Source organism: Oceanospirillum maris DSM 6286 (assembly GCF_000422865.1).
Lineage (GTDB): Bacteria > Pseudomonadota > Gammaproteobacteria > Pseudomonadales > Halomonadaceae > Oceanospirillum > Oceanospirillum maris.
On the sequence record NZ_AUGW01000014.1, the window covers coordinates 34,773 to 57,734 of the forward strand.

A 22,962-nucleotide genomic window follows, 5' to 3' on the forward strand; every position below is an offset into this window, starting at 1 on the left:
ACCCCTTAACAATATGGCCAACACGGCCAAAAACAAATGCGCAGATTTATTGGTGGCTTACGCAGAAAAAACAGGCGCAATTTATACCAATAGACCTTCAAAGCGTCAAGTAATCTAATGAGTACTTGCTTGAGATCCGCTATCTTTTCCCGCTGAGGCATCATCCTTGGCCAAAGGAGCAACAAATGGAACCGGTTGAGAGGCTAAAGCAATCTCTAATACTTCATCAATCCACTTAACAGGACGAATGTCCAATTCATCTTTAATGGCATCCGGAACCTCTTTAAGATCCTTTCGGTTCTCTTCCGGTATGATGACCGTTTTTATACCACCACGACGGGCCGCCAGCAATTTTTCTTTCAGGCCACCGATCGGCAATACTTCACCGCGTAGGGTAATTTCACCGGTCATAGCAACCGTACTTTTAACAGGAATACCTGAAAGTACAGAAATCAACGCTGTACACATACCAATACCCGCACTTGGGCCATCTTTTGGTGTAGCGCCTTCAGGTACGTGAACATGCACATCACGTTTCTCATAAAACTGCGGATCGATTCCCCAGCCTTCAGCTCGACCACGAACAACGGTCATTGCCGCCTGAATCGATTCTTTCATAACATCGCCAAGGGAACCGGTATGGATTGTACGTCCTTTACCCGGCACAGAGGCCGCTTCTAAATTAAGTAGCTCACCACCAACCTGTGTCCAAGCAAGGCCCGTTACACGTCCAACTTGATCCTCGACATCAGCGAGACCATAACTAAACTTACGAACGCCACAGTACTCTTCAATTTTCTCTTGAGTGAGTTCGATGATGTCGCTAAAGCCTTCTGAACCACGCTTAATAATATCTCGCACGGCTTTACGGCAAACTTTAGCAATCTCACGTTCAAGGCCACGGACACCGGCTTCACGGGTGTAGTAACGAATCAGTTCGAGCAAGGCGTCTTTATCAAAAGACAGCTCTTTATCACTTAAACCATTTTGTTCAAACTGCTTTTTAACCAAATAGCGCTCAGAGATCGCCAGTTTTTCATCTTCGGTATAACCCGGTAAACGAATCACTTCCATACGGTCAAGCAATGGGCCTGGGATATTCATCGAGTTAGAAGTACAAACAAACATCACATCGGAAAGATCATAATCAACTTCCAAATAGTGATCATTAAATTTGCTATTTTGCTCTGGATCTAACACTTCTAACAGTGCCGATGCAGGGTCACCACGGTGATCCATACCCATCTTGTCGATCTCATCTAGCAAGAATAGTGGATTTTTCACACCCACCTTCGACATTTTTTGCAATAGCTTGCCTGGCATAGAGCCAATATAGGTACGGCGATGGCCTCGAATTTCAGACTCATCACGCACACCGCCTAGCGCCATACGCACATATTTACGATTAGTCGCTTTGGCGATCGATTGACCTAGCGATGTTTTACCAACACCAGGAGGGCCAACCAAACATAAAACAGGGCCTTTTAGCTTCTTCACGCGTTTTTGAACCGCAAGATAGTCCAAAATGCGCTCTTTAACTTCTTCTAAACCGTAGTGATCCGCTTCTAGAACCTCTTCTGCCTTTTCCATATCGTGGGAAACTTTAGAGCGTTTTTTCCACGGTAGGCTAACCATCCAGTCGATGTAGCTACGAACCACTGTGGCTTCAGCAGACATTGTCGACATCATCTTAAGCTTTTTAAGCTCAGTCTCAGCCTTGTCTTTTGCTTCTTTTGGCATGCCCGCACTTTCAATACGTGCAGCCAATTCGTCAATTTCTGAGGTACCGTTGTCCAGCTCGCCCATCTCTTTCTGAATCGCTTTCATTTGCTCATTCAGATAGTACTCGCGCTGATTTTTCTCCATCTGCTGTTTAACACGACCACGAACACGTTTTTCCACTTCAAGCAGGTCGATCTCAGTTTCGATGTAAGTCATCAACTGTTCAATGCGATCGCGAACCTTGTCTGATTCCAGCAGTTTTTGCTTTTCCGCCACATTTAAAGACAAGTGAGCCGACATGGTATCAACTAAACGGCTTGGATCACTGATATTCTTTAACGACGTTAACACTTCAGCAGGAACTTTCTTACTGAGCTTTGTGTACTGCTCAAACTGATTCATTAGTACGTGGCATAGGCTTTCAGCCTCGCGATCACTTAACGCTTCAGGATCACGAATAACAACACTGGCCTCTAAAAACTCACCACTGTCCACTACCGCTTCAAGCTCTGCACGGGAATCACCTTCAATCAGTACTTTAACCGTACCATCGGGCAATTTAAGCAGCTGTAATACCGATGCAACCGTACCGACTCGATACAGGTCATCCACTGCAGGCTCATCAACACCTGCTTCTTTCTGCGCTGCTAGGAAAACCTTCTTTCCATCAGCCATTGCCGCTTCTAAAGCATTAATAGAACGTTCACGTCCAACAAACAGAGGCAATACCATTTGTGGAAAAACAACAACATCCCGCAAAGGCAATAGCGGGAACGTCTGCGTATCTAATGCGTCTTTTGTTTGTTTCTGCTCCATAGCAGAACCACCTCTAAACCGGAACGTACCGGCCAATCCAATACGTTAAAAATCTTATCTATTTTAGACAAATGGGGTCGTTAAAAAATATTACAACCCTTTGATCTGGCGTGAAAAATTGTTCAAGTTATCGTATTTCTGATCATCAAAAAAGAATCGCAAGAAAAGAACCGTCAAAAAAAAAGGGCCCCTAGGGCCCCTTTCTGATACAAACCTTATCCCTTATCACCGGAGACAAGATCTGGTTTCTCGTTACTGTAAATCAACAGAGGCTCTGATTCACCACGAATAACACTATCATCAACCACAACTTTAGAGACACCTTCCGTTGAAGGGATCTCGTACATGGTTGGCAGAAGAACGGATTCAAGAATAGAGCGCAAGCCACGAGCACCTGTTTTGCGTTCCATTGCCTTTTTAGCAACAGCTTGCAAGGCTTCATCGCGGAACTCTAGTTCTACGTCTTCCATCTCAAATAGCTTAGCATACTGCTTGGTTAATGCATTTTTAGGTTCTTTCAAGATCTGAACCAGCGCTTCTTCATCCAGCTCTTGCAGCGTCGCTACGACAGGTAAACGACCAACAAACTCAGGAATCAGACCAAAACGAACTAAATCCTCTGGCTCAACATCAAGCAGCATGGTACCAACAGATTTTTCAAGTTCTTTACTCTTCACTTCAGCAGAGAAGCCAATGCCGCCTTTGGAGGAGCGATCTTGAATCACCTTCTCAAGGCCTGCAAATGCACCACCACAAATAAAGAGAATATTAGAGGTATCAACCTGTAAGAACTCTTGCTGTGGATGCTTACGTCCGCCCTGAGGAGGAACAGAAGCAACCGTACCTTCAATCAGTTTCAATAGTGCTTGCTGAACACCTTCACCGGAAACATCTCGTGTAATCGATGGGTTATCAGACTTGCGGGAGATTTTATCGATTTCATCAATATAAACGATCCCGCGCTGCGCCTTTTCAACATCATAGTCGCATTTTTGCAGAAGCTTTTGGATGATGTTTTCAACATCTTCACCCACATAACCGGCTTCTGTCAGCGTAGTCGCATCAGCGATTGTAAAGGGTACGTTCAATAAACGCGCTAAGGTTTCTGCCAACAGTGTTTTACCACTACCTGTTGGACCAATAAGCAAAATATTACTCTTGCCTAGCTCAACATCTGTTTTGGTACGACTATCATGGCGCAGACGCTTATAGTGATTATAAACAGCAACCGCTAATGTCATCTTAGCCTTTGGCTGACCAATAACATATTCGTCAAGTGTCGTACGAATTTCTTTCGGTGCAGGTAGACGGTCTGACTCAGATTCAGGCTTATCTTCCATAATCTCTTCACGAATAATATCGTTGCAAAGATCAACGCACTCATCACAAACATAAACAGAAGGGCCGGCAATCAGCTTGCGTACTTCATTCTGATTTTTTCCGCAGAATGAGCAGTACAATAGCTTGCCGCCATCATTACCGGAATCATTTTGGCCCATTCGTTACCTCGGTTTATTCAAGCGCAACAGCGACCTCATTAGGAAGTATGCTGCCGCGTAAAATTCAACAGCGCTGAACAATCAGCCCTGCGTTCGCTGATCCAGAACTTTGTCGATCAGCCCGTATGCAACCGCTGTATCACCATCCATGAAGTTATCACGGTCAGTATCTTTAGCGATCTCTTCGATCGGCTTACCGGTATGGTGAGACAATACTTTATTCAGTTTTTCGCGAATGGTTAAAATTTCGCGAGTATGAATCTCAATATCCGTTGCCTGCCCTTGGAAGCCACCCAATGGTTGGTGGATCATCATACGAGAATGAGGCAGACAATAACGCTTACCTTCAGCACCACCAGCCAACAATAGAGCACCCATACTGGCTGCTTGGCCAATACACATAGTACTAACGTCAGGTTTAATAAACTGCATGGTGTCGTAAATAGACATACCAGCCGTTACCGAGCCACCCGGAGAATTAATGTAGAGATGAATATCTTTATCCGGATTTTCTGACTCTAAAAACAGCAGCTGAGCGACGACTAAGTTGGCCATATGATCTTCAACAGGGCCGACAAGGAAGATAACGCGCTCTTTCAGTAACCGCGAATAAATATCGTATGCACGCTCGCCCCGAGCTGATTGCTCAACAACCATCGGCACTAAGCCTGAATTAATAACATCGCCTGAATTAATCATATCGTGCGAATTGCTCATATGCATATTCCCTTCGTAAAAATGCCTGACCCCCATAATAGGGGTCAGGCTATGAAGTCGTCAAAACGATATTAGAGATTAAGCAGCTTCTTTTTCTTCAGCTGGTTTAATCGCATCGTCATAAGACATTTCAACTTCATTTACAGCTGCTTCAGACAATAGCGCCTCAACAACTTGCTCTTCTAATACCGCAGACTCTAGCTGCTGACGCATTTGCTCATTACCCATGTAGTACTCAATAACTTGCTGAGGGTCTTGGTAAGACTCAGCCAGTGTTTCAACATAGGCACGGATCGTTGCATCATCAGCTTTTAGCTCTTTGCTTTCAACAACAGAAGCCATCAAAAGACCCAACTTAACGCGTTTTACCGCTTGGTCTTGGAACAGCTCTGCAGGTAGCGCAGACGCATCAAAATTAGATGGACCGCCAAACTGTTGAACAGCTTGCTGACGCAGTGCATCAATTTCATTGCTGATCAAAGCTTTAGGAACGTCAAATTCATTACGCTCTACAAGAGCGGAAACGATCTGTTCTTTAACCTTACCTTTGATCGTTTGAGCCAGCTCACGCTCCATGTTTTTCTTAACATCGGCGCGGAATGCTTCTAAACCACCTTCTTCAACACCATACTGCTTGAAGAATTCGTCATTTAGCTCAGGTTTTTGCTGCTCGGATACTTTATTCACTTTAACTTTGAATACAGCATCTTTGCCTTTCAACTGTTCAGCTTGATAATCATCAGGGAACGTAACGTTCACGTCTTTCTCTTCACCTGCTTTAGCGCCTACTAGCTGTGCTTCAAAGCCTGGAATGAAAGTACCTGAAGATAGACCTAAATCGTGGCCTTCAGCTTTACCACCTTCGAATGCTTCACCATCGATGAAACCTTCAAAATCGATATTAACTTGATCTTGCTCTGTCGCTGCACGGTCAACTTCGTTCCACTTAGCTTGTTGCTCACGTAGAACTTCAACCATTTTATCCAGATCTTCATCAGAAACAGAGGCTACTGGTTTTTCAACCGCTAGATCTGCAACAGAACCTACTTCAACTTCTGGGTAAACTTCCAGTGTTGCAATAAACTCAAGATCCTTACCTGCTTCATTAACAGTAGCGTCGATCTCTGGGAAGCCAGCTGGGTTAAGCTTCTCAGCAGTAATTGCTTCTACGTATTTGTTACGCATAACGTCAGAAACAATCTCAGCACGTATTTCACCACCAAACTGGCGACGTACGTGGCTCATTGGCACCTTGCCACGACGGAAGCCGTTGATACGTGCGCTTTTAGCAGTCTGTTTCAGACGCTCCTCAACTGCTTCATCAATTTGCGCTGCTGGCACCTGAATTGTGACGCGACGCTCAAGACCAGAAGTCGTTTCAACGGAAACTTGCATGAAAAATCCTCGCAATACTTTAATGCTTCTTTAAATAAGCCGAAAGAGGGAGATTTTAAGAGTAGATACACTCGCAAGCAAGCGGTTATCGCTCTTACAGGCTATAAGAAGGCAAAGAATATGAAAAAAATGGATCCAACTCTTAATTTTAATCACCACTAACCTGAAAAAATATAAAATATTAAGAATCAAAGGGTTAGGAAAAATCAAAGGAAGGCAAAAACAAAGAAGGAGCAAGACCAACAGAAAGAGATGGTCGGGATAGAGGGATTCGAACCCCCGACATCCTGCTCCCAAAGCAGGCGCGCTACCAGACTGCGTTGCCGGAAGCATAAACCACTTATTACTAACAAACATCAATCAAACTGGGGTGAACGATGGGGCTCGAACCCACGACAACCGGAATCACAATCCGGGGCTCTACCAACTGAGCTACGCTCACCACAATTCATCTATGCAGATGCATAAATGAGAAGGAGATGGTCGGGATAGAGGGATTCGAACCCCCGACATCCTGCTCCCAAAGCAGGCGCGCTACCAGACTGCGCTATAACAAACATAAACCACTTATTACTAACAAACATCAATCAAACTGGGGTGAACGATGGGGCTCGAACCCACGACAACCGGAATCACAATCCGGGGCTCTACCAACTGAGCTACGCTCACCGCCGAAACTAAATATTCAGAACGTTAAAAATTTAATAACGATACTGGCTACCCAGTTAAAACTTTGAAAGCCGAACACTGGTGCGCCCAGCAGGACTCGAACCTGCAACCTACGGCTTAGAAGGTCGTTGCTCTATCCAATTGAGCTATAGGCGCGTTACAAGTCCAGAATTGGTCGGGATAGAGGGATTCGAACCCCCGACATCCTGCTCCCAAAGCAGGCGCGCTACCAGACTGCGCTATATCCCGATTTTCTTTCGACTAACATATGTGAGCGGCTTCAAGCAGTGCCTGTCTCAACATGGGGCGCATTCTACATACGTCCAGTTAAGTCGTCAATACTATTTTCAAAAAAAATTTAAGTTTTTCATTTAAATACAAGACATTAGACAGGGATATTCCCCCAAGGTGACTAACATGCGAAAATAGGCCTATCAGTCACATAGCACGGTCAGGAGCACACCTAGACAATGAACGCCAAAATCATTGATGGCAAACAAATTGCGCAAAACATTAGAGACAACATCACTCAGAAAGTTAATGAACGCATTAACAACGGTCAACGCGTTCCCGGCTTAGCCGTTGTCCTCGTGGGCGAAGACCCTGCCTCTGAAGTCTATGTACGCAATAAGAAAGCAGATTGCGAACAAGCAGGCTTTAAATCCTTCTCTTATGACTTACCTGCAACAACGTCTCAAGATGAGTTACTTAAACTGGTCGACGATTTAAATGCCAATGCAGAAGTTGATGGCATCCTGGTTCAACTTCCGTTACCGGCGCATCTCGACTCAGATCTTATTCTTGAACGCATCCAACCCAACAAAGATGTAGACGGCTTCCACCCCTATAACCTTGGCCGCCTAGCGCAACGCTTGCCTGTATTACGCCCTTGCACACCCAAGGGCATCATCACCCTACTGGCAAGCACCGGTGAAGATATGCATGGCAAGAAAGCAACGATTGTTGGTGCGTCCAATATCGTAGGTCGCCCGATGGCACTTGAGCTTTTACTGGCAGGTTGCACCGTGACGGTTACTCACCGTTTCACCAAAGATCTGCAGAAAGAAGTTTCTGAAGCGGATGTTCTTGTGGTTGCTGTTGGTAAGCCCGGCTTAGTAAAAGGCGAATGGGTTAAAGAAGGTGCTATTGTTATTGACGTCGGTATCAATCGCTTAGAGACAGGCAAGCTTGTCGGTGATGTTGAGTTTGAAACGGCATCTCAGCGAGCCGGTTGGATCACCCCTGTTCCCGGTGGTGTTGGCCCAATGACCCGAGCTGCACTGCTAGAAAACACACTGCAAGCGACAGAAATGCATGACACGGTATAATGTGGTATAGAAAAAATAAAACAAAAAAGGGGTGCTCAATGCGAGCCCCCCTTTTTTTTTAGTCGTTCTTATTCTTAGCAGACCTTAAACCGTGACTTACGCCACAATTTCTGCGGCAACCACTGACATTTCAACCAGTAATTCCGGGCTTGCCATACGCGCTTCAACACAGGCACGCGCCGGGGCTGCACCTTCAGGAACCCATGCATCCCAAATTTTATTCATCGCTGAAAAATCTTTCATATCACGCACATAAATCGTCACCGATAGCATATTATGTTTATCGGAACCTGCCTGAGCCAGCAGCGTCTCGATTTTTTCAAGAGTCGTACGCGTCTGCTCTTTAATATCAGCACTAGAGTCCACCGCAACTTGACCGCATAGGTAAATTGTACCGTTGTTTTTTACAATACGGCTCATACGCTGACCGACTTCAATACGCTCAATAGACATTTCCAGCCCCTACTATTTACAAGAGTTAAATTTAAGCCGCTATTTTAGCAGAATAAATCGGCCAGAGTTTAGCCTTTAGGCGTTATCGCCACCAAGCATGCTACAATATAGATATTTTTGCTATTAAAACACTAATGACATTTATTTTCTTCTATAAACTGGAGCGTTGCCAGTCGAATATCTTCATAAGCAAAAGAAGCAATATGCGCACCACGACTGGTTATCCAGCAGCCCTGAGCCTTAGGATTTGTTTGCAGCTTATGGAACAGCTGCAGCCCATGCCGATAAGGGACAACACCATCATCAGGACTGTGCATCATTAACGTCGGCAAGCTGATTTCAGCGATACGATCAATAGGGTCCCATGTATCCGGTACCAGCACCGTAAAAGGATACAGTAGCATGCTAATCATATTCTGACGGGTAACATCACGAGCAACCCCAGCAAAGCTTTCAAAAGGCGCGTCCAGAACCAGTGCCTCGATCTGATAGCGCTCAGCAGCTTTAGCCGTAAAGTCGATGGCAAGGGCAGCACCAATACTCTGACCTAAAATCACCAAGCGCTTGTTAGGATGCTGCTGTCGAATCCAAATCGTCGCCGATTCAATATCTTGAAAAATATCAGGCAATGAAGCCTCTCCTTGGGACGCGCCAAAGCCTCGATAATCTAGCGCCAAAACATTAATCCCCTGCTTCACAAGCCAATAAATACTATGGCTGTGGGTACTGATATTTTGCGCATTACCATGCAGGTACAACACAACAATCTTTTTATCCTCGCCTTGCGCTGGAAGCCACCAGCTATGCAAACGTGTACCGTCTTGAGCCGTAAGAATAACATTAGTGTAGGGCTGGACAACGTCTTCCGGCGTTGATACCCAGCGGGTTTGAGGATAAAAAAAGAAAGATGTCGTACTAGAGCAGCCCACCAGCAGGAAAGAGGCCGCAACAAGTACAATCAACTTAGACAGAGGCCGCTTAATAATACCACTGCACACCGGCAGACACCTCTTCACGGTCAAGCGTTAATGCATCATGCTCAAACTGGCTTAACTGAGCTTTTAAACGCAACTGCACATTATCTGCCAGTTTATAGCCAAGCGCTGCCAAGATATTTCGGCGCTGAGTTTTATCACCTACATTAAACTCTTGGAAGTTAGCTTCAATCTGTGCTTGAACCAAGCTCTTCTGCAGCAACCAGCCGATTCTTGGCCCAACGCTTAACTGATAGCCTTTATCAAATTGATTATCGGCAAGTAGCTGAACATCCGCTAAACCATAAAAACGCCCCCAGTCGGTTAAATACGCTTGACCAAACCCTACTTTAAGAAAGGCATATAGCTCGGCATTCTCTCCCAGAGATCGCTCTAACCCTGTCGTCACCGCCCAAGCGATAGGGCTTTGGAAGTAGGTTTGATGACTTAGCGATAGGACATCAATTAGCGTAAAGCGTTGCAACCGAATATCGCCATCTTCCCAGATACGAGCATCAAATTGCCCCATCTGAATTTGGGAGCCAGGCACATAACCATCAGGCAGATCCATAATATCGTGATACGACAGCCGTAAGCTCAAATCAGCATACTTTGTAATAGGGCCATCGCCCGAAACCTGTCCAACCCAACCACCCAGCCGAGAACTTAAATGGCCTTGATCATCACGAATAGCTGGTGTTGGAGGCTCGATAAAACCAGCATCAATAGATCGCTTAGAGCGAGCCGACAAAATTTTGATCGTTCTCTCTCTTAGTTCAGGGCTATCTTTCTTTTTCTTAATGGCTAAATACCGAGCATAGGCATGGGCCAACTCTAAGGCCTGAGCTTGCTCCTGCTCCGTTAACGCGGCCAGAGCACGCTCAACATCAACCTCATTATCAATAAGCGATTTTGCCGTATCAAGAACCTGCCTAGAAACCTGTTGACGCTTATATTCAAGTCCAGAGGCGGCAGAGGCTCGATATTCCGTATCATCAATCAGACCCGCATCATCCAACGCCCGAATCGTATCAACCGGCACAGCTGTAAACTTAAAGTGCTTGGCTAAATCTGAACGCTCCGAGCTGGCATCCAATAGCGCCAGCAAACGATAGGAGCAGTTTTCATCAAAAAAGTAGTAATCGAAATAGGTGTCTTTGGTTTCCCAAACATGGCGTACAAACTGATCCACCTCTGGCTTTGTTAGGTTCAGGTTATATTCCCAAATATCTCGATATTCTAAATGTTGGTACTCATTCGTTTTCTGATAATACGGCATAACGGACACAACGCCCGGATAACCACCAGCCAAGCCTTTATAACTAAAAACAAGTTCATTATCGGAGGGGTCAGCATTGGCTGCAAAATTGACACTGTAGGATAAAAGCTTACTACTCGACTTGCCCTCACGGTCCATCCGAACAAGGGTATGACCGTACATAGACGATGGCGAATTAATATGGGCAGCCGGAAAGATCAATGTCAGTGAAGAGGCGTCAATTTCACTCTCCCATTGAGAAAAATCAGAACAAGGTTGATCCACAAACGCGATGTCAGGCAGCTGTTGTTTTACCCATTGATAGCGCGCAGGGAATTGGCATTGCGCAGAGCTATTATCTGCCATACCCGTTTGCATAAACGCGGTTAAATCTGCGGTCAGCTCAGCAAGAAGACTGGTTTTACCTTCCTCTGCGAGGAAAAAATCAGCGCTATCATTCTGGCTTTCATAACGAAAAGTGTAAGGATGCGGACGATAGTGCAGTAAGTGAGCCCATTGGGTTTGATCGGCAATCGCCTGCAATCTATTGGTATCTGGCAGATCATTTGTCTCTGCATAAGCAACCAGTGGTAATGAAACAGTCGCCGCTGCCATAGCAAGGCCTAGTATCCCTGACCAGCGCATATAATCAGACACTCCATAAGTAGATATTTACTTTAATAAAAAGCTATCAATAAACAGACAATAAAAAAGCGCGCCTAGGCGCGCTTCTTATAACACTATTAAAACTAAGTGATTAGCCTAGGTACTTCTGAAGAGAAGCATCTTTAGCAATCACAGCTTTCATAGCTTCGTATGCAGAACCTGATGTTGCATCTGCATTGAAGATGCTATCAAAGTTAGACTGAACAGCGTGGTTGAATGCAACAGTATCTTGAGATTCGATACCCATTACTTCAGCCAAAGCAGCCAAAGACTCGCCTTCGCCTTTAGCAGCGTCCATCGCTAGTTGATCCATGTTGTTATCGATAAAAGCCAAGCCACCTGCAAGAGGGCCGTTAGCGTCTTGACAACCTAGAGTACCAGAAGTCATACCAAATGTTTGGTTGCCAGAAGTACCGTTAGTGGTTGCAGCCATAACGTGCTCATACCACTTGGAAGCATCTGGGAAAAGTACAGAAGAACCTAAACCACAACCTGCAGGGCCGTGGTTACCAGCAGCAAATGCCATGGAAGAAGATGTTAGTAGAATTGCGCCTGCAATAAGCTTTTTCATGGACAAGTCCTTGTAATGTTATATCAATCTTAAAAGAAAGGCGTCAGCAGCTAATCTGACTGACTGCCGACAAGTTACTTTTTTTATTAACAATTGTCTATCGATAAAGAGTGATTTTACATTTATATCTATCTAATTGATATTGATAGAAAAAAGTAAAACAAAAGCATATTAAAAACCTCTTTAATTTAACAACAATTAAAGAGGTCTATTTTAATAGAGTATAAAAACCAATAACTACTTACTATCTTTTCCAGCCAGCATAAACCAAGTTTCTAAAACAGCGTCTGGGTTTAGAGAAACACTATCAATCCCTTCCTCCATCAGCCATTTTGCCAGATCAGGGTGATCCGATGGGCCTTGTCCACAAATACCAACATACTTGCCCGCTTTTCGACACGCGCTAATCGCCATATGCAACAGAGCTTTAACCGCAGGATTACGCTCATCAAATAGATGCGCCACAATACCCGAGTCACGATCCAATCCCAACGTTAGCTGGGTTAAATCATTGGAACCAATAGAGAAGCCATCAAAGTAGTCCAAGAATTGATCCGCCAAAATAGCATTGGCCGGTAATTCACACATCATGATCACGCGCAGATCATTTTGGCCTCGCTTCAACCCATTGGCTGCCAGCAAGTCGATCACTTCCCGAGCTTCGCCCAAGGTGCGGACAAATGGCACCATAATCTCAACATTGGTCAGCCCCATGACATCACGTACTTTCTTCAAAGCTCGACATTCTAGTTCGAAGCAACTGCGGAAAGATTCAGAAATATAGCGGGACGCACCACGGAAGCCCAGCATCGGATTTTCTTCTGCAGGCTCATACAATTTACCGCCAATCAAGTTACCGTACTCGTTTGACTTAAAGTCAGACAGACGCACAATCACTTTCTTCGGATAAAAAGCCGCAGCAAGCGTAGAGATACCTTCAACCAGCTTATCAACATAAAAATCAACCGGTGATGCATACCCAGCAATACGCTTAGAGATACTGCGCTGTAGCTCGGGCGTCAGAGTATCAAAATCCATCAGGGCTTTTGGGTGTACGCCGATCATGCGATTGATAATAAACTCTAGCCGCGCCAAGCCGATACCTTCATTAGGTAAGCTGGCAAAACTAAAGGCGCGATCAGGATTACCTACGTTCATCATGATTTTGAACGGAATATCCGGCATGGAATCAACATTGTTGGTCATGCGTTCAAAGTCCAGCTCTCCTTCGTAGATGAAACCTGTATCACCTTCTGCGCAAGAAACCGTAACAAGCTGACCTTCTTTTAATTGCTCTGTGGCATCGCCGCAGCCAACGACCGCAGGAATACCCAGTTCACGGGCGATAATAGCCGCATGGCAGGTACGGCCACCGCGATTCGTGACAATAGCAGATGCACGTTTCATCACGGGTTCCCAATCAGGGTCGGTCATATCTGTAACCAGAATATCCCCTGCCTGAACTTTATCCATTTCGTCAGGGCCCATAATGATGCGTACAGCACCTTTACCGATGCGCTGACCAATCGAGCGGCCTTCAACCAGAACTTCACCGCGCTCTTTAAGCAGATAACGCTCCATGACATTCGTATCAGCGCGACTTTTAACCGTCTCAGGACGCGCCTGAACGATATAAAGCTGGCCATCATCACCATCTTTAGCCCACTCAATATCCATCGGACGACCATAATGCTGCTCAATAATCACCGCTTGGCGAGCCAAAGCCATGACTTCTTCATCGCTGATACAGAATTGATTGCGCTCTTTGACGCTTACATCAACAGTTTCAACAGACTTACCGGTTTCAGCCGCTTCACCATAAACCATTTTGATCATTTTACTACCAAGATTACGGCGTAAAACAGCAAAACGACCTGCAGCCAGCGTTGGCTTATGTACATAAAACTCGTCGGGATTAACAGCGCCCTGAACGACGGTCTCACCCAGGCCATAAGATGCCGTAATAAAGGCCGCATCACGGAAACCAGATTCGGTATCCAGCGTAAACATGACACCACTGGAGCCTGTCTCACTGCGCACCATTTTCTGAATGCCTGCAGACAGCGCCACTAACGAGTGATCAAAGCCTTGGTGTACACGATAGGAGATAGCGCGATCATTAAACAGAGAGGCAAACACTTCTTTGACCGCTGTTTTAATATGCTCTAACCCTTGAATATTTAGGAAGGTTTCTTGCTGTCCCGCAAAAGAGGCATCTGGCAAATCTTCTGCCGTAGCGGAAGACCGCACTGCAACTTTAAGATTCTCATTACCATCTTGTAGCTGACAGTAGGCTTCTTCTAAAGCCGTTTCTAGAGCGGGTGGAAATGGTGTTTCTAAGATCCAGCGCCGAATCTCGCCACCGGTTTTGGTTAAGGCATTCACATCATCAACATCAAGTTTATTCAACTCTGTGTTTATGCGATCTGCCAGACCTTCATAATTTAAAAATTCACGATAAGCCTGTGCCGTCGTAGCAAAGCCACCCGGAACAGAAACACCGGCTCCCGCCAGATTACTAATCATTTCACCTAAAGAGGCGTTCTTTCCACCGACATGCTCAACATCATTCATGCCAAGCTGATCAAACCACGCGATGTATGCGTTCAACTTATATTTCCCCCTGAGCTTGCTTTTCAGACGAATTATTCGACAATAGAGCCACAATTCCCTAATGATACCATGAAGTTGCAGGCGATTTATCATGAAACGTACCGCCTTTTTTATTTCCGACGGCACCGGCATTACTGTCGAGGCCCTGGGTCGTAGTCTTCTGGCCCAATTTGAGCACACCGAATTTAGCTATATTATTAAACCTTTTGTCGACTCCACGGAGAAAGCCGCCAAACTTGTGGCTTTTATTAATGAGGTCTACGAAACCGATGGCATTCGTCCGGTCGTCATTGATACGATTGTCAACGATGATATCCGCTTGATTCTTGAAAGCGCTAACGCTTTTACATTAGATATTTTCTCAACATTTTTAGCTCCCTTGGAAGAGGAGCTCGGTTCTGCAAGCTCTTATAGCGTTGGAAAGTCTCACTCCATCAGAGAAGATGATCAGGTTTACAAGGATAGAATCGATTCTGTGCACTTTGCCATTGAGAACGATGATGGTGGGCGCACACGCCATTACGACAAAGCTGATATCATCCTGCTAGGCCCTTCTCGCTGCGGTAAAACACCAACGTGCCTTTATATGGCGCTTCAGTTTGGTATTCGGGCAGCAAACTATCCGCTGACGGATGATGATTTTGAGTACGGGGAACTGCCAAAATCCGTACGCCATTACAAACACAAACTGTTCGGCTTAACCATTGACCCTGTGCGTCTAGCTAATATTCGTCATGAACGAAAGCCTGATAGTCGCTACGCTTCTTTAAAGCAGTGCAAAATGGAAGTCGAAGAGGCAGAAATGCTCTATCAGCGTTTTGGTATTCCCTATATCAATTCAACACACTTTTCTGTCGAAGAGATTTCAACGCGCATGATGGATGAAACAGGGCTTGAGCGCAGGGCGGCGCCTAAGTAAGGCCATTCTTTTTAACGAACAGCGTTCTAGGCAGTATAGAGCGCCATTCGATTTGTCACTTTTTCTAAATAATCACGGGTTTCGGTGTAGGGTAAGTTTTTGCGTAGATGCGTGTAAACTTGCTGAGGCTGCAATCGATTGATCATCACCGCCGCTTGACCAACATTTGTTCTACCGGTGAAGCTTCTAGCAACATTCCCAGCCCCCGTATTATAAGCTGCGATCGTGCAATAAAGCCGACTGACAGGATCATCAATATGGCTCAAGTAGCGGTAGTACAATAAATGTAAATAAGCCGCACCGGACTGGATATTGGTTTCGGGCTGGTACAGCTCTGCTGCGCGCATAATTCTAGCTTTGCCGGATAAATACTGCGTTGTATCCAGCCCTGCGCTTTCGGGTACGATCTGCATTAAACCAAACGCTGGGATATGGCTTCGAGCCATCGGGTTAAAATAGCTTTCGGTATGCATTACCGCCATCACTAAGGCTGCTGATATTTTTTCCTTAGCGGCATATTTTTCTACCATTACCTTATATTGCGATGCTTTTTTCGACGTACTACCCTCTGGAAGCTTGATCACTACTTTAGCAACAGGTTTACGGTCTTCCTCAATACTTATCTTCGCGGTGGCTAGAATCTCAGCAACGGAAACCCCCTGATACAGATCTCCTACTACAGGTTGCTTAGGGACTACTTTAGCATTGCCTTTGGCGTCTGAACGATCAACCAACTGCTGCACAGGGTCATTAGAATAAGCTTGCTGAGTATCAAGACCTAACAAGTCCTGTAGTGCCTGTTTAATCTTTTTGCCTGATTCTGCCGGAGAGCTACCTTGAGCCTCAAGAGTGATCGTGCCCGCTTCAAAATCCACCTTAGAGCGAAGCCATAAATCATTTGAATACTGCACAAACTGATAACTAGAGCTTAGCTCTGCCGTCATCCAATGCTGTCTAATCTCGCTACTAAAAACCAACTCTGCGGCTTTAAAACGCGCTTTATAGTCCTGAAAAGAAGTACTTTGCTGCGCTTTATACTCATCAAATGTTAGCCCATAGACAGAAGGAAGCCACAAACCTGCAACACCTGTTGCAACCCCTTGAATAAATCGTCGGCGTAACATATTACTTTCCTCTTCATTGTCAAAACAGCTCGCTACAAAAGAAGCCCGTAGCAAAATAAAAAGCCCGCGGCAGCGGGCTTTAATGGCTATTTATCTCTGTCTAACGGGAGACTCTAACGATACTGACACAGGTACGCCGTTGGTTCTGTTACTTTAAGATCAAAACTTTGATTCGCATCGATCTCAAATCGCTCACCCGTACTGTACGTAACCCACGTATCACTGCCTGGCAGTTTAGCCGTTAAAGCGCCAGAGACCACGGTCATTGTTTCATGCTGACGGGTGCCAAAGGTGTACTCACCAGCATTCATAACACCAACAGTAAGTTGGCCTTGAGTGTTCTCAAAACCGATCGATTTAACCTGATCATCAAAGTACGCATTAACGTCTAGCATAAAGTTCTCTCGTATAAAAAGCCTCGGCAAACCGAGGCTGTTATGGAATGTCTATTATAGGGTTTCTGTTTGGCGTAAATTAAGCCAGACCCAATTCTAGTACATATCGGGAACGAAGTTGAGAGAATCCAGTGGAGGGCGAACATAACCGGTATCCGCTTGACGTTCTGGCAGCTCAATAGGCTCTGGCGTTAAATCTTCGTAGTTAATCAAACTTAACAAGTGGCTAATCGAATTAAGCCGCGCACGCTTTTTAACTTCACCATCAACGACATACCAAGGCGCTTCTGGGATATCGGTATGTACAAACATCGCATCCTTCGCTTTCGAATATTCAACCCAGCGGGTGCGAGACTGCAGATCCATTGGGCTTAACTTCCAACGCTTGTGAGGGCGATTAATTCGATCTTTAAAGCGACGCTCTTGCTCATCATCAGAAACAGAGAACCAATACTTAACAAGAGTAATACCGGAACGTACCAGCATGCGTTCAAACTCTGGGCATGAGCGTAAAAACTCTTGATACTCATCATCAGAACAAAAACCCATCACACGCTCAACCCCTGCACGGTTGTACCAACTACGGTCAAACAAGACAATTTCACCGGCACTAGGAAGGTGCTCAACATAACGCTGAAAATACCACTGCGTTTTTTCACGCTCTGTCGGTGCAGGCAACGCGGCCACACGACAAACCCGAGGGTTAAGTGCTTCGGTAATGCGCTTAATACTACCGCCTTTACCGGCTGCATCTCGGCCTTCAAAGATCACAACCACCTTCATACCGGTGTGTCTTACCCACTCTTGTAACTTAACCAGTTCAATTTGTAGCCGCTCAAGCTCTTGCTCGTAGAGTTTCTTACTAATTTTTTTCGTATTACCTATTTTTTCTTCGGCCATAATTTCTTCCTTAATTGGCTAAAAGTGCATTTATATCACAGGTTAAACAGGGACTATCTACCAGCCCCAAAAAAATCTCAAGCGATGAGGCGTTAACAATGGCAACAATAGAATGTCTATTGATCTAGTACAGAATCCGGTGACTGGAAACCAGTATTCAGCAATTAAAAGCGCGTTACGTTAAGGGCGGCACGACAGAGTCAATATTAGACTCATCATTTATTTCTGCCTGCACGACTTGATTACGCCCTTTTTCTTTCGCGCGATATAAGGCGCGATCAGCTTGGAGTATCAACTCCAATACATCTAAACTTTGTTCAGGCTTAAGGGTTGCGATACCCATACTGATAGTGACATAAGGTGAAACTTTTGAGGCTGCATGAGGAATATGCTGCTGCTCAATAGCCTTACGACACTGTTCCGCCAAAATGATCGCATGTTCATTAGTGTCTGGTAACAAGATCGTAAACTCTTCACCACCATAGCGAGCCACAAGATCCATCGGGCGAGACATCATATCTTTCAATGTTTGCGCCACCGTGTAAATACACTCATCGCCCTCTACATGCCCATAATAATCATTGAAAAGCTTAAAACAATCAACGTCAACCATAATAAGAGTCAGCGGCGTTCCGTTCCGTAATGCCCGTTTCCATTCATTATCAAGGGTTTCATCAAAATAGCGTCTGTTGGCGACGCCAGTTAAAGCATCGGTACGGGAGATTACCGCTAACTCTTGATTAGAGCTCATCAGCTGGGATGACTCCTGTCGCATCCGAGCATTTTTACTGGCCATACTCCTAAAAGCAAAGATCAAAAACCCTGTCACTGACAAGCCTATGAGAAATACCAGCTGAGGTAACCAGGTGGCTCTATTATTAAAATAATAATAACTAGGAATACCTTCTAAGAACCACTCACGGTTACCTGCGGGGTATACGGATGTCAAAATTGAGCGCGAGGCATCCACATCAAGGCGTGTTCGGCTGATATGGTGATGAAGCAAAACGGGAGACTGCCTACCGGTTTGGTCCCACAACTTCATATCAATGCCCGCCACTCGTAGCTGCCGCAGAGCATCTTTAAATGAGACCTCAAGATTGATAGTAGCAACGATATAACCGGCCACTTTACTGGGATAGCCTCTTAACGGAATCGCAAGCGCCGCATGAACCAAGGAGGTTTGATAAGCTACTTTTTTAACAAAACGATCTTGCAGATCAATATGTCCTGAGGACAGTACCAAGCGACCACTCGCTTTGGCCTCATTCAATAGGTCTTCAATAGAGGGGTTATTTTTAAGGTCAATTCCGACGGGTAGTGCTTGAGCCATCCCGCCATGATAATAGACTAAAGGCCGTTGCAGGCCCTTTGCCTGAGCTGAAGGATGTAATAGTCCTTGTTCATCTTGCTGCAAAACCTGAAACTGAGACGAGCCATTTACCCGTTGAACATCCCGTTCAAATAAAGCCCGCTTCTGGGCATCAATTTCGGACACCCAATATAAAGCAACGATATCTTTATGACGATGACGGCTAGTACGAGCCACATAGTCAAAGTCATCGGATTTAGGGATTACTTGAGGAATAAACAGCGTGCGAAGCGTGTAAAGAGTCTCTAATGTCCCATTAAGCTCCCGCCCAAAGACAGAAGCTCGATCGGAGACCGCTTTTTCAAATCCATTTTGCAGCTGTTCTTGTTCAGACAACTGCATCAACCGAGCAGCCCCTAAGGATAAAGAGACACCAAGTAACACAATCAGAAATGTCCAATAACGTGTGGATTGTTCTTTCATTAAGCAGCCAGCAATCAGGCCAAATGGCCTAGGAGATCTTAGGATCAATATTTAACAGCAAAGATTATCACAAATCCAAGCGTTAAAAAGAACACACGTTAACAGTATTTAACCTCTAAAAAAAATTTAGCGTCGAAAGAATTGTTACCCGTAGAACAAAGCGTAACGTAATTTTACATTCCTTTGAATTCAGGCGCTCGCTTCTCCAGCATCGCAGACACCGCTTCGGTATGATCCGAAGTATGATGAGCTAACGCCTGCATCGAAGCTGACAACTCAAGTAGCGTTTCCAAAGAAACACGCTGTCCTTCTTTGAGCAATTTTTTAGTCATCCTTAGCGCTCTCGGTGGGTTTACTGCAATACGACTCGCCATTGTTTCTGCCGCAGCCATTAAATCTTCAGGCTCTACCACTTGAGAAACCATTCCCCAACTTAGAGCCGTACTGGCATCAACCGCTTCACCGGTAAACGCCATTTCACAGGCTCGAGACATACCTATTGCACGGGGTAAAAACCATGCACCACCATCACCAGGAATAATGCCTATTTTGGCAAAGCTTTCCGCAAACTTGGCCTTTGTTGATGCGATACGAATATCACACATCATCGCTAAGTCACATCCTGCACCAATCGCAGGGCCATTAACAGCGGCAATCAGAGGTACCTCTAAATTATTCATCGCGAGAGGAATACGCTGAATACCACGACGATATCCCTCCCTTAACTCAACCGGGGAGCCACCAAACATACCGGCTTTGTCTTTCATATCCTTAACATTGCCGCCCGATGAAAAGGCCTTGCCTGCGCCTGTCAAAATAACCACCGAAACCGAATCATCACGATTAATGCGCTTTGCTGCGCTGTCAAAAGCATCAATCATTTCATCCGATGAGATAGCGTTGCGAGTCTCATCTTGATTGATCGTTAGGGTAACCACCGCCCCTTTCTGTTTATAAAGTAGAATATCAGACATCCAATCTCTCCATTACCAGCACGCAATTTTATCCGCAGCGTAAAGCAAAAAAAAGCCTGCATGAAATCTGCAGGCCTACAGGCACTTATCATATAAAAATTCTTATAAAACAGTGCAATACGAAAAGCTAAAGTGAACTCAGTTAAAGTTTTTCTTCATAAACTTCTGGATCTCGCCCACAATACCACTGCGGAACAAGAGTACACAGATAACAAAAATAAGGCCGAGAATAACCGGAACCCAAGAAGATAGCGGCCCCTGTGACAGGTAGTTTTGCAAAGTAACAACGGTTGCAGCACCAACGATAGGACCAAAAATGGTACCCACGCCACCAAGCAGTGTCATCAGGATCACTTCACCGGACATATGCCAATGGGCATCGGTCAAAGAAGCTAACTGGAAAACCAAGCTCTTAGTCGAACCCGCAAGACCTGCAAGGCCTGCAGAGATTACAAAAGCAACCAGTTTAAACTTAGTCACATCATAGCCAAGAGAAACCGCTCTTGGTTCATTCTCACGAATCGCCTTAAGAATCTGACCAAACGGTGAGTGAATAGTACGATAGATAATCGCAAAACCAATCACAAAGACAGCCAAGACGAAGTAGTACATTGGTAAATTGTCTTCCAAGCTGAATAGACCAAACAACTTGCCACGGGGAATCCCCTGAAGGCCATTCTCACCACCGGTAAACGGAGCTTGAACATAAAGGAAGAACACAAGCTGCGATAACGCCAAAGTGATCATCGCGAAGTAGATACCTTGTCGGCGGATCGCTAACTTCCCAAAGAGAAAGCCCATTGCCGCAGCGCAAAGCGTACCGAACAGAACACCTAGCTCTGGGGTTAGTCCCCACTGCATTATCGTATGGCCAGTAATGTACCCACCTGTCGCCAGAAACGCCGCATGTCCAAAAGAGAGTAAGCCGCCATAGCCCAACATCAAGTTAAAGGCGCAGGCAAACAGAGAGAAACAAAGTAACTTCATCAAAAAGACAGGGTAAATGGCATAGGGTGCCACCAAACCAATCAACAGAAGTACAAGAAAAGACAGTTTTGTTTTATTCATTGTTTTGCCCTTCGTAGCACTTTTTAAAGCTTGAGTCGTCATGGTTAAGCCTCCTTACCGAACAGTCCAGCAGGGCGAATCAAGAGCACAATAATCATCACTAAAAAGATCACTGTTGTAGACGCTTCTGGGTAAAAGACTTTCGTAAGACCTTCAATCAAACCCATTAGAAGACCCGTGACAATGGCACCCGCAATGGAGCCCATACCACCAATAACAACTACCGCAAATACAACGATAAGTAGATTTGAACCCATCACAGGGCTTACCGAATAAATAGGAGCCGCTAGCACTCCAGCAAAGGCTGCTAGAGCAACACCGTAGCCGTAAGTAAGCGTAATAAGCAGAGGAACATTAATCCCAAAGGCCTGCAGTAACTGAGGGTTCTCTGTACCCGCTCGCAGATAAGCACCCAGCTTAGTCCGCTCGATCATGTACCAAGTACCAAAACAGATGATAAGAGAGGCAACAATAATCCATGCCCGGTACGTTGGCAGGAACATAAAGCCTAGATTATTACCACCGCTCAATGCAGCCGGCACAGAGTATGGCTGACCTGAAACACCAAAGAAGTGAGTAAAAGACCCTTCAATAATCAGTGCCAAACCAAAGGTAAGTAACAATCCATACAGATGATCTTCTTTGTAGAGACGACGCAGCATCGTTTTCTCAATGACGATGCCTATTGCTGCAACCACCACAGGAGCTAACACTAGGGCGGCCCAGTAATTAACACCTAAAAATTTAAGCCCTAACCATGCCACGAATGCACCCAGCATGTACTGAGCACCGTGAGCGAAGTTAATGATGTTTAATAAACCAAAAATAATAGCCAGACCCAGGCTCAGCAGCGCATAGAAAGACCCATTAATTAGGCCGATTAGCAACTGTCCAAATAGAACCTGCGGCGGAAAACCAAGTAACTCTGCCATAACAAAACCCTTTAACGCTCTGGAAAAGGCGCCACCTTAAAACACAGGTGTCGTTATTCTTATTGTTTAAATACTGAAAATAAAGATGTAACACCGGTAACGCTGTCTCACACCCAAGCAGATGAACGCTTGAGTGTACCGGGCACAAAGCCCGGTACATCTAACAAGGTTTCA

18 protein-coding genes and 4 tRNA genes are annotated in these 22,962 nt (G+C 45.3%); 2 read left to right on the forward strand and 20 right to left on the reverse strand.

Going from position 1 to position 22,962, the window contains the following annotated elements; all coding sequences use genetic code 11:
- Positions 1 to 114 precede the first annotated feature (114 nt).
- The 8 genes from lon to G517_RS0106580 form a co-directional block, all read right to left on the reverse strand.
- Positions 115 to 2,538: an endopeptidase La gene (gene lon, locus G517_RS0106535; protein ID WP_028303740.1), complete on the reverse strand. Its 2,424-nt coding sequence runs from the start codon at positions 2,536 to 2,538 to the stop codon at positions 115 to 117.
- A 215-nt stretch (positions 2,539 to 2,753) separates the two neighbouring features.
- A complete protein-coding gene (clpX, locus tag G517_RS0106540) occupies positions 2,754 to 4,037 on the reverse strand; it encodes an ATP-dependent Clp protease ATP-binding subunit ClpX (RefSeq protein ID WP_028303741.1) in 1,284 nt (427 codons plus the stop codon).
- A gap of 81 nt (positions 4,038 to 4,118) precedes the next feature.
- Complete coding sequence (clpP, locus tag G517_RS0106545; protein ID WP_028303742.1) at positions 4,119 to 4,754, reverse strand: ATP-dependent Clp endopeptidase proteolytic subunit ClpP; 636 nt, start codon at positions 4,752 to 4,754, stop codon at positions 4,119 to 4,121.
- Positions 4,755 to 4,832: 78 nt separating this feature from the next.
- On the reverse strand, positions 4,833 to 6,149 hold the full coding sequence (tig, locus tag G517_RS0106550; RefSeq protein ID WP_028303743.1) for a trigger factor: 1,317 nt from the start codon (positions 6,147 to 6,149) through the stop codon (positions 4,833 to 4,835).
- A gap of 366 nt (positions 6,150 to 6,515) precedes the next feature.
- A tRNA-His gene (locus G517_RS0106560) sits at positions 6,516 to 6,591 on the reverse strand.
- Positions 6,592 to 6,742: 151 nt separating this feature from the next.
- Positions 6,743 to 6,818 (reverse strand) — tRNA-His (locus tag G517_RS0106570).
- Between the two features lie 79 nt (positions 6,819 to 6,897).
- Positions 6,898 to 6,974 (reverse strand) — tRNA-Arg (locus G517_RS0106575).
- Between the two features lie 16 nt (positions 6,975 to 6,990).
- Positions 6,991 to 7,067 (reverse strand) — tRNA-Pro (locus G517_RS0106580).
- A gap of 221 nt (positions 7,068 to 7,288) precedes the next feature.
- Here G517_RS0106580 and folD point away from each other — a divergent pair.
- Entirely contained in the window at positions 7,289 to 8,146 is an 858-nt protein-coding gene (gene folD, locus G517_RS0106585) for a bifunctional methylenetetrahydrofolate dehydrogenase/methenyltetrahydrofolate cyclohydrolase FolD (RefSeq protein ID WP_028303744.1), read from the forward strand.
- A gap of 96 nt (positions 8,147 to 8,242) precedes the next feature.
- Here folD and G517_RS0106590 read toward each other — a convergent pair whose 3' ends face one another.
- The 5 genes from G517_RS0106590 to ppsA all read right to left on the reverse strand — a co-directional run bounded on the left by G517_RS0106590 (position 8,243) and on the right by ppsA (position 14,678).
- The gene (locus G517_RS0106590; RefSeq protein WP_028303745.1) at positions 8,243 to 8,599 is read right to left on the reverse strand and encodes a RidA family protein; all 357 of its coding nucleotides are present in this window, start codon (positions 8,597 to 8,599) and stop codon (positions 8,243 to 8,245) included.
- Between the two features lie 131 nt (positions 8,600 to 8,730).
- Positions 8,731 to 9,597 carry an alpha/beta hydrolase gene (locus tag G517_RS18090; RefSeq protein WP_051206177.1) on the reverse strand — a complete coding sequence of 289 codons (867 nt, stop codon included), beginning with the start codon at positions 9,595 to 9,597 and terminating at the stop codon, positions 8,731 to 8,733.
- Positions 9,578 to 11,446, reverse strand: coding sequence for an Lnb N-terminal periplasmic domain-containing protein (locus G517_RS0106600; RefSeq protein ID WP_157833166.1), 1,869 nt, complete (start codon positions 11,444 to 11,446; stop codon positions 9,578 to 9,580). The genes G517_RS18090 and G517_RS0106600 overlap by 20 nt, the downstream gene beginning before the upstream one ends.
- 142 nt (positions 11,447 to 11,588) lie before the next feature.
- Entirely contained in the window at positions 11,589 to 12,068 is a 480-nt protein-coding gene (locus G517_RS0106605; RefSeq protein ID WP_028303747.1) for a DUF3015 family protein, read from the reverse strand.
- A gap of 237 nt (positions 12,069 to 12,305) precedes the next feature.
- Positions 12,306 to 14,678, reverse strand: a complete 2,373-nt coding sequence (gene ppsA, locus G517_RS0106610) for a phosphoenolpyruvate synthase (protein ID WP_028303748.1) — start codon at positions 14,676 to 14,678, stop codon at positions 12,306 to 12,308.
- Between the two features lie 94 nt (positions 14,679 to 14,772).
- Between ppsA and ppsR the strand changes: the two genes are divergently transcribed.
- The gene (gene ppsR, locus G517_RS0106615) at positions 14,773 to 15,600 is read left to right on the forward strand and encodes a posphoenolpyruvate synthetase regulatory kinase/phosphorylase PpsR (RefSeq protein WP_028303749.1); all 828 of its coding nucleotides are present in this window, start codon (positions 14,773 to 14,775) and stop codon (positions 15,598 to 15,600) included.
- A 26-nt stretch (positions 15,601 to 15,626) separates the two neighbouring features.
- Here ppsR and G517_RS18095 read toward each other — a convergent pair whose 3' ends face one another.
- From G517_RS18095 to G517_RS0106650, 7 genes are all read right to left on the reverse strand, one after another.
- Positions 15,627 to 16,724, reverse strand: coding sequence for a transglycosylase SLT domain-containing protein (locus G517_RS18095; RefSeq protein ID WP_051206178.1), 1,098 nt, complete (start codon positions 16,722 to 16,724; stop codon positions 15,627 to 15,629).
- Between the two features lie 113 nt (positions 16,725 to 16,837).
- The gene (gene ppnP / locus G517_RS0106625) at positions 16,838 to 17,119 is read right to left on the reverse strand and encodes a pyrimidine/purine nucleoside phosphorylase (protein ID WP_028303750.1); all 282 of its coding nucleotides are present in this window, start codon (positions 17,117 to 17,119) and stop codon (positions 16,838 to 16,840) included.
- A 96-nt stretch (positions 17,120 to 17,215) separates the two neighbouring features.
- Positions 17,216 to 18,019: a polyphosphate kinase 2 gene (ppk2, locus tag G517_RS0106630; protein ID WP_028303751.1), complete on the reverse strand. Its 804-nt coding sequence runs from the start codon at positions 18,017 to 18,019 to the stop codon at positions 17,216 to 17,218.
- A 175-nt stretch (positions 18,020 to 18,194) separates the two neighbouring features.
- Positions 18,195 to 19,814 (reverse strand): GGDEF domain-containing protein, encoded by a 1,620-nt coding sequence (locus G517_RS20020; protein WP_028303752.1) that lies wholly within the window; start codon positions 19,812 to 19,814, stop codon positions 18,195 to 18,197.
- 173 nt (positions 19,815 to 19,987) lie between these two features.
- Entirely contained in the window at positions 19,988 to 20,788 is an 801-nt protein-coding gene (locus G517_RS0106640; protein WP_028303753.1) for a crotonase/enoyl-CoA hydratase family protein, read from the reverse strand.
- Positions 20,789 to 20,926: 138 nt separating this feature from the next.
- A complete protein-coding gene (locus G517_RS0106645) occupies positions 20,927 to 21,898 on the reverse strand; it encodes a branched-chain amino acid ABC transporter permease (RefSeq protein WP_036590677.1) in 972 nt (323 codons plus the stop codon).
- A 2-nt stretch (positions 21,899 to 21,900) separates the two neighbouring features.
- Positions 21,901 to 22,788 (reverse strand): branched-chain amino acid ABC transporter permease, encoded by an 888-nt coding sequence (locus G517_RS0106650; protein WP_028303755.1) that lies wholly within the window; start codon positions 22,786 to 22,788, stop codon positions 21,901 to 21,903.
- Positions 22,789 to 22,962 lie beyond the last annotated feature (174 nt).

Coding starts and splice junctions, on each gene's coding strand:
- clpP (WP_028303742.1), bottom strand. CDS start 4,754: ATGAGCAATTCGCACGATATGATTAATTCAGGCGATGTTATTAATTCA.
- G517_RS0106640 (WP_028303753.1), bottom strand. CDS start 20,788: ATGTCTGATATTCTACTTTATAAACAGAAAGGGGCGGTGGTTACCCTA.
- clpX (WP_028303741.1), bottom strand. CDS start 4,037: ATGGGCCAAAATGATTCCGGTAATGATGGCGGCAAGCTATTGTACTGC.
- tig (WP_028303743.1), bottom strand. CDS start 6,149: ATGCAAGTTTCCGTTGAAACGACTTCTGGTCTTGAGCGTCGCGTCACA.
- G517_RS0106645 (WP_036590677.1), bottom strand. CDS start 21,898: ATGACGACTCAAGCTTTAAAAAGTGCTACGAAGGGCAAAACAATGAAT.
- ppk2 (WP_028303751.1), bottom strand. CDS start 18,019: ATGGCCGAAGAAAAAATAGGTAATACGAAAAAAATTAGTAAGAAACTC.
- ppsR (WP_028303749.1), top strand. CDS start 14,773: ATGAAACGTACCGCCTTTTTTATTTCCGACGGCACCGGCATTACTGTC.
- folD (WP_028303744.1), top strand. CDS start 7,289: ATGAACGCCAAAATCATTGATGGCAAACAAATTGCGCAAAACATTAGA.
- G517_RS20020 (WP_028303752.1), bottom strand. CDS start 19,814: ATGAAAGAACAATCCACACGTTATTGGACATTTCTGATTGTGTTACTT.
- G517_RS0106600 (WP_157833166.1), bottom strand. CDS start 11,446: ATGGCAGCGGCGACTGTTTCATTACCACTGGTTGCTTATGCAGAGACA.
- G517_RS0106650 (WP_028303755.1), bottom strand. CDS start 22,788: ATGGCAGAGTTACTTGGTTTTCCGCCGCAGGTTCTATTTGGACAGTTG.
- G517_RS18095 (WP_051206178.1), bottom strand. CDS start 16,724: ATGTTACGCCGACGATTTATTCAAGGGGTTGCAACAGGTGTTGCAGGT.
- ppnP (WP_028303750.1), bottom strand. CDS start 17,119: ATGCTAGACGTTAATGCGTACTTTGATGATCAGGTTAAATCGATCGGT.
- lon (WP_028303740.1), bottom strand. CDS start 2,538: ATGGAGCAGAAACAAACAAAAGACGCATTAGATACGCAGACGTTCCCG.
- G517_RS0106590 (WP_028303745.1), bottom strand. CDS start 8,599: ATGTCTATTGAGCGTATTGAAGTCGGTCAGCGTATGAGCCGTATTGTA.
- G517_RS0106605 (WP_028303747.1), bottom strand. CDS start 12,068: ATGAAAAAGCTTATTGCAGGCGCAATTCTACTAACATCTTCTTCCATG.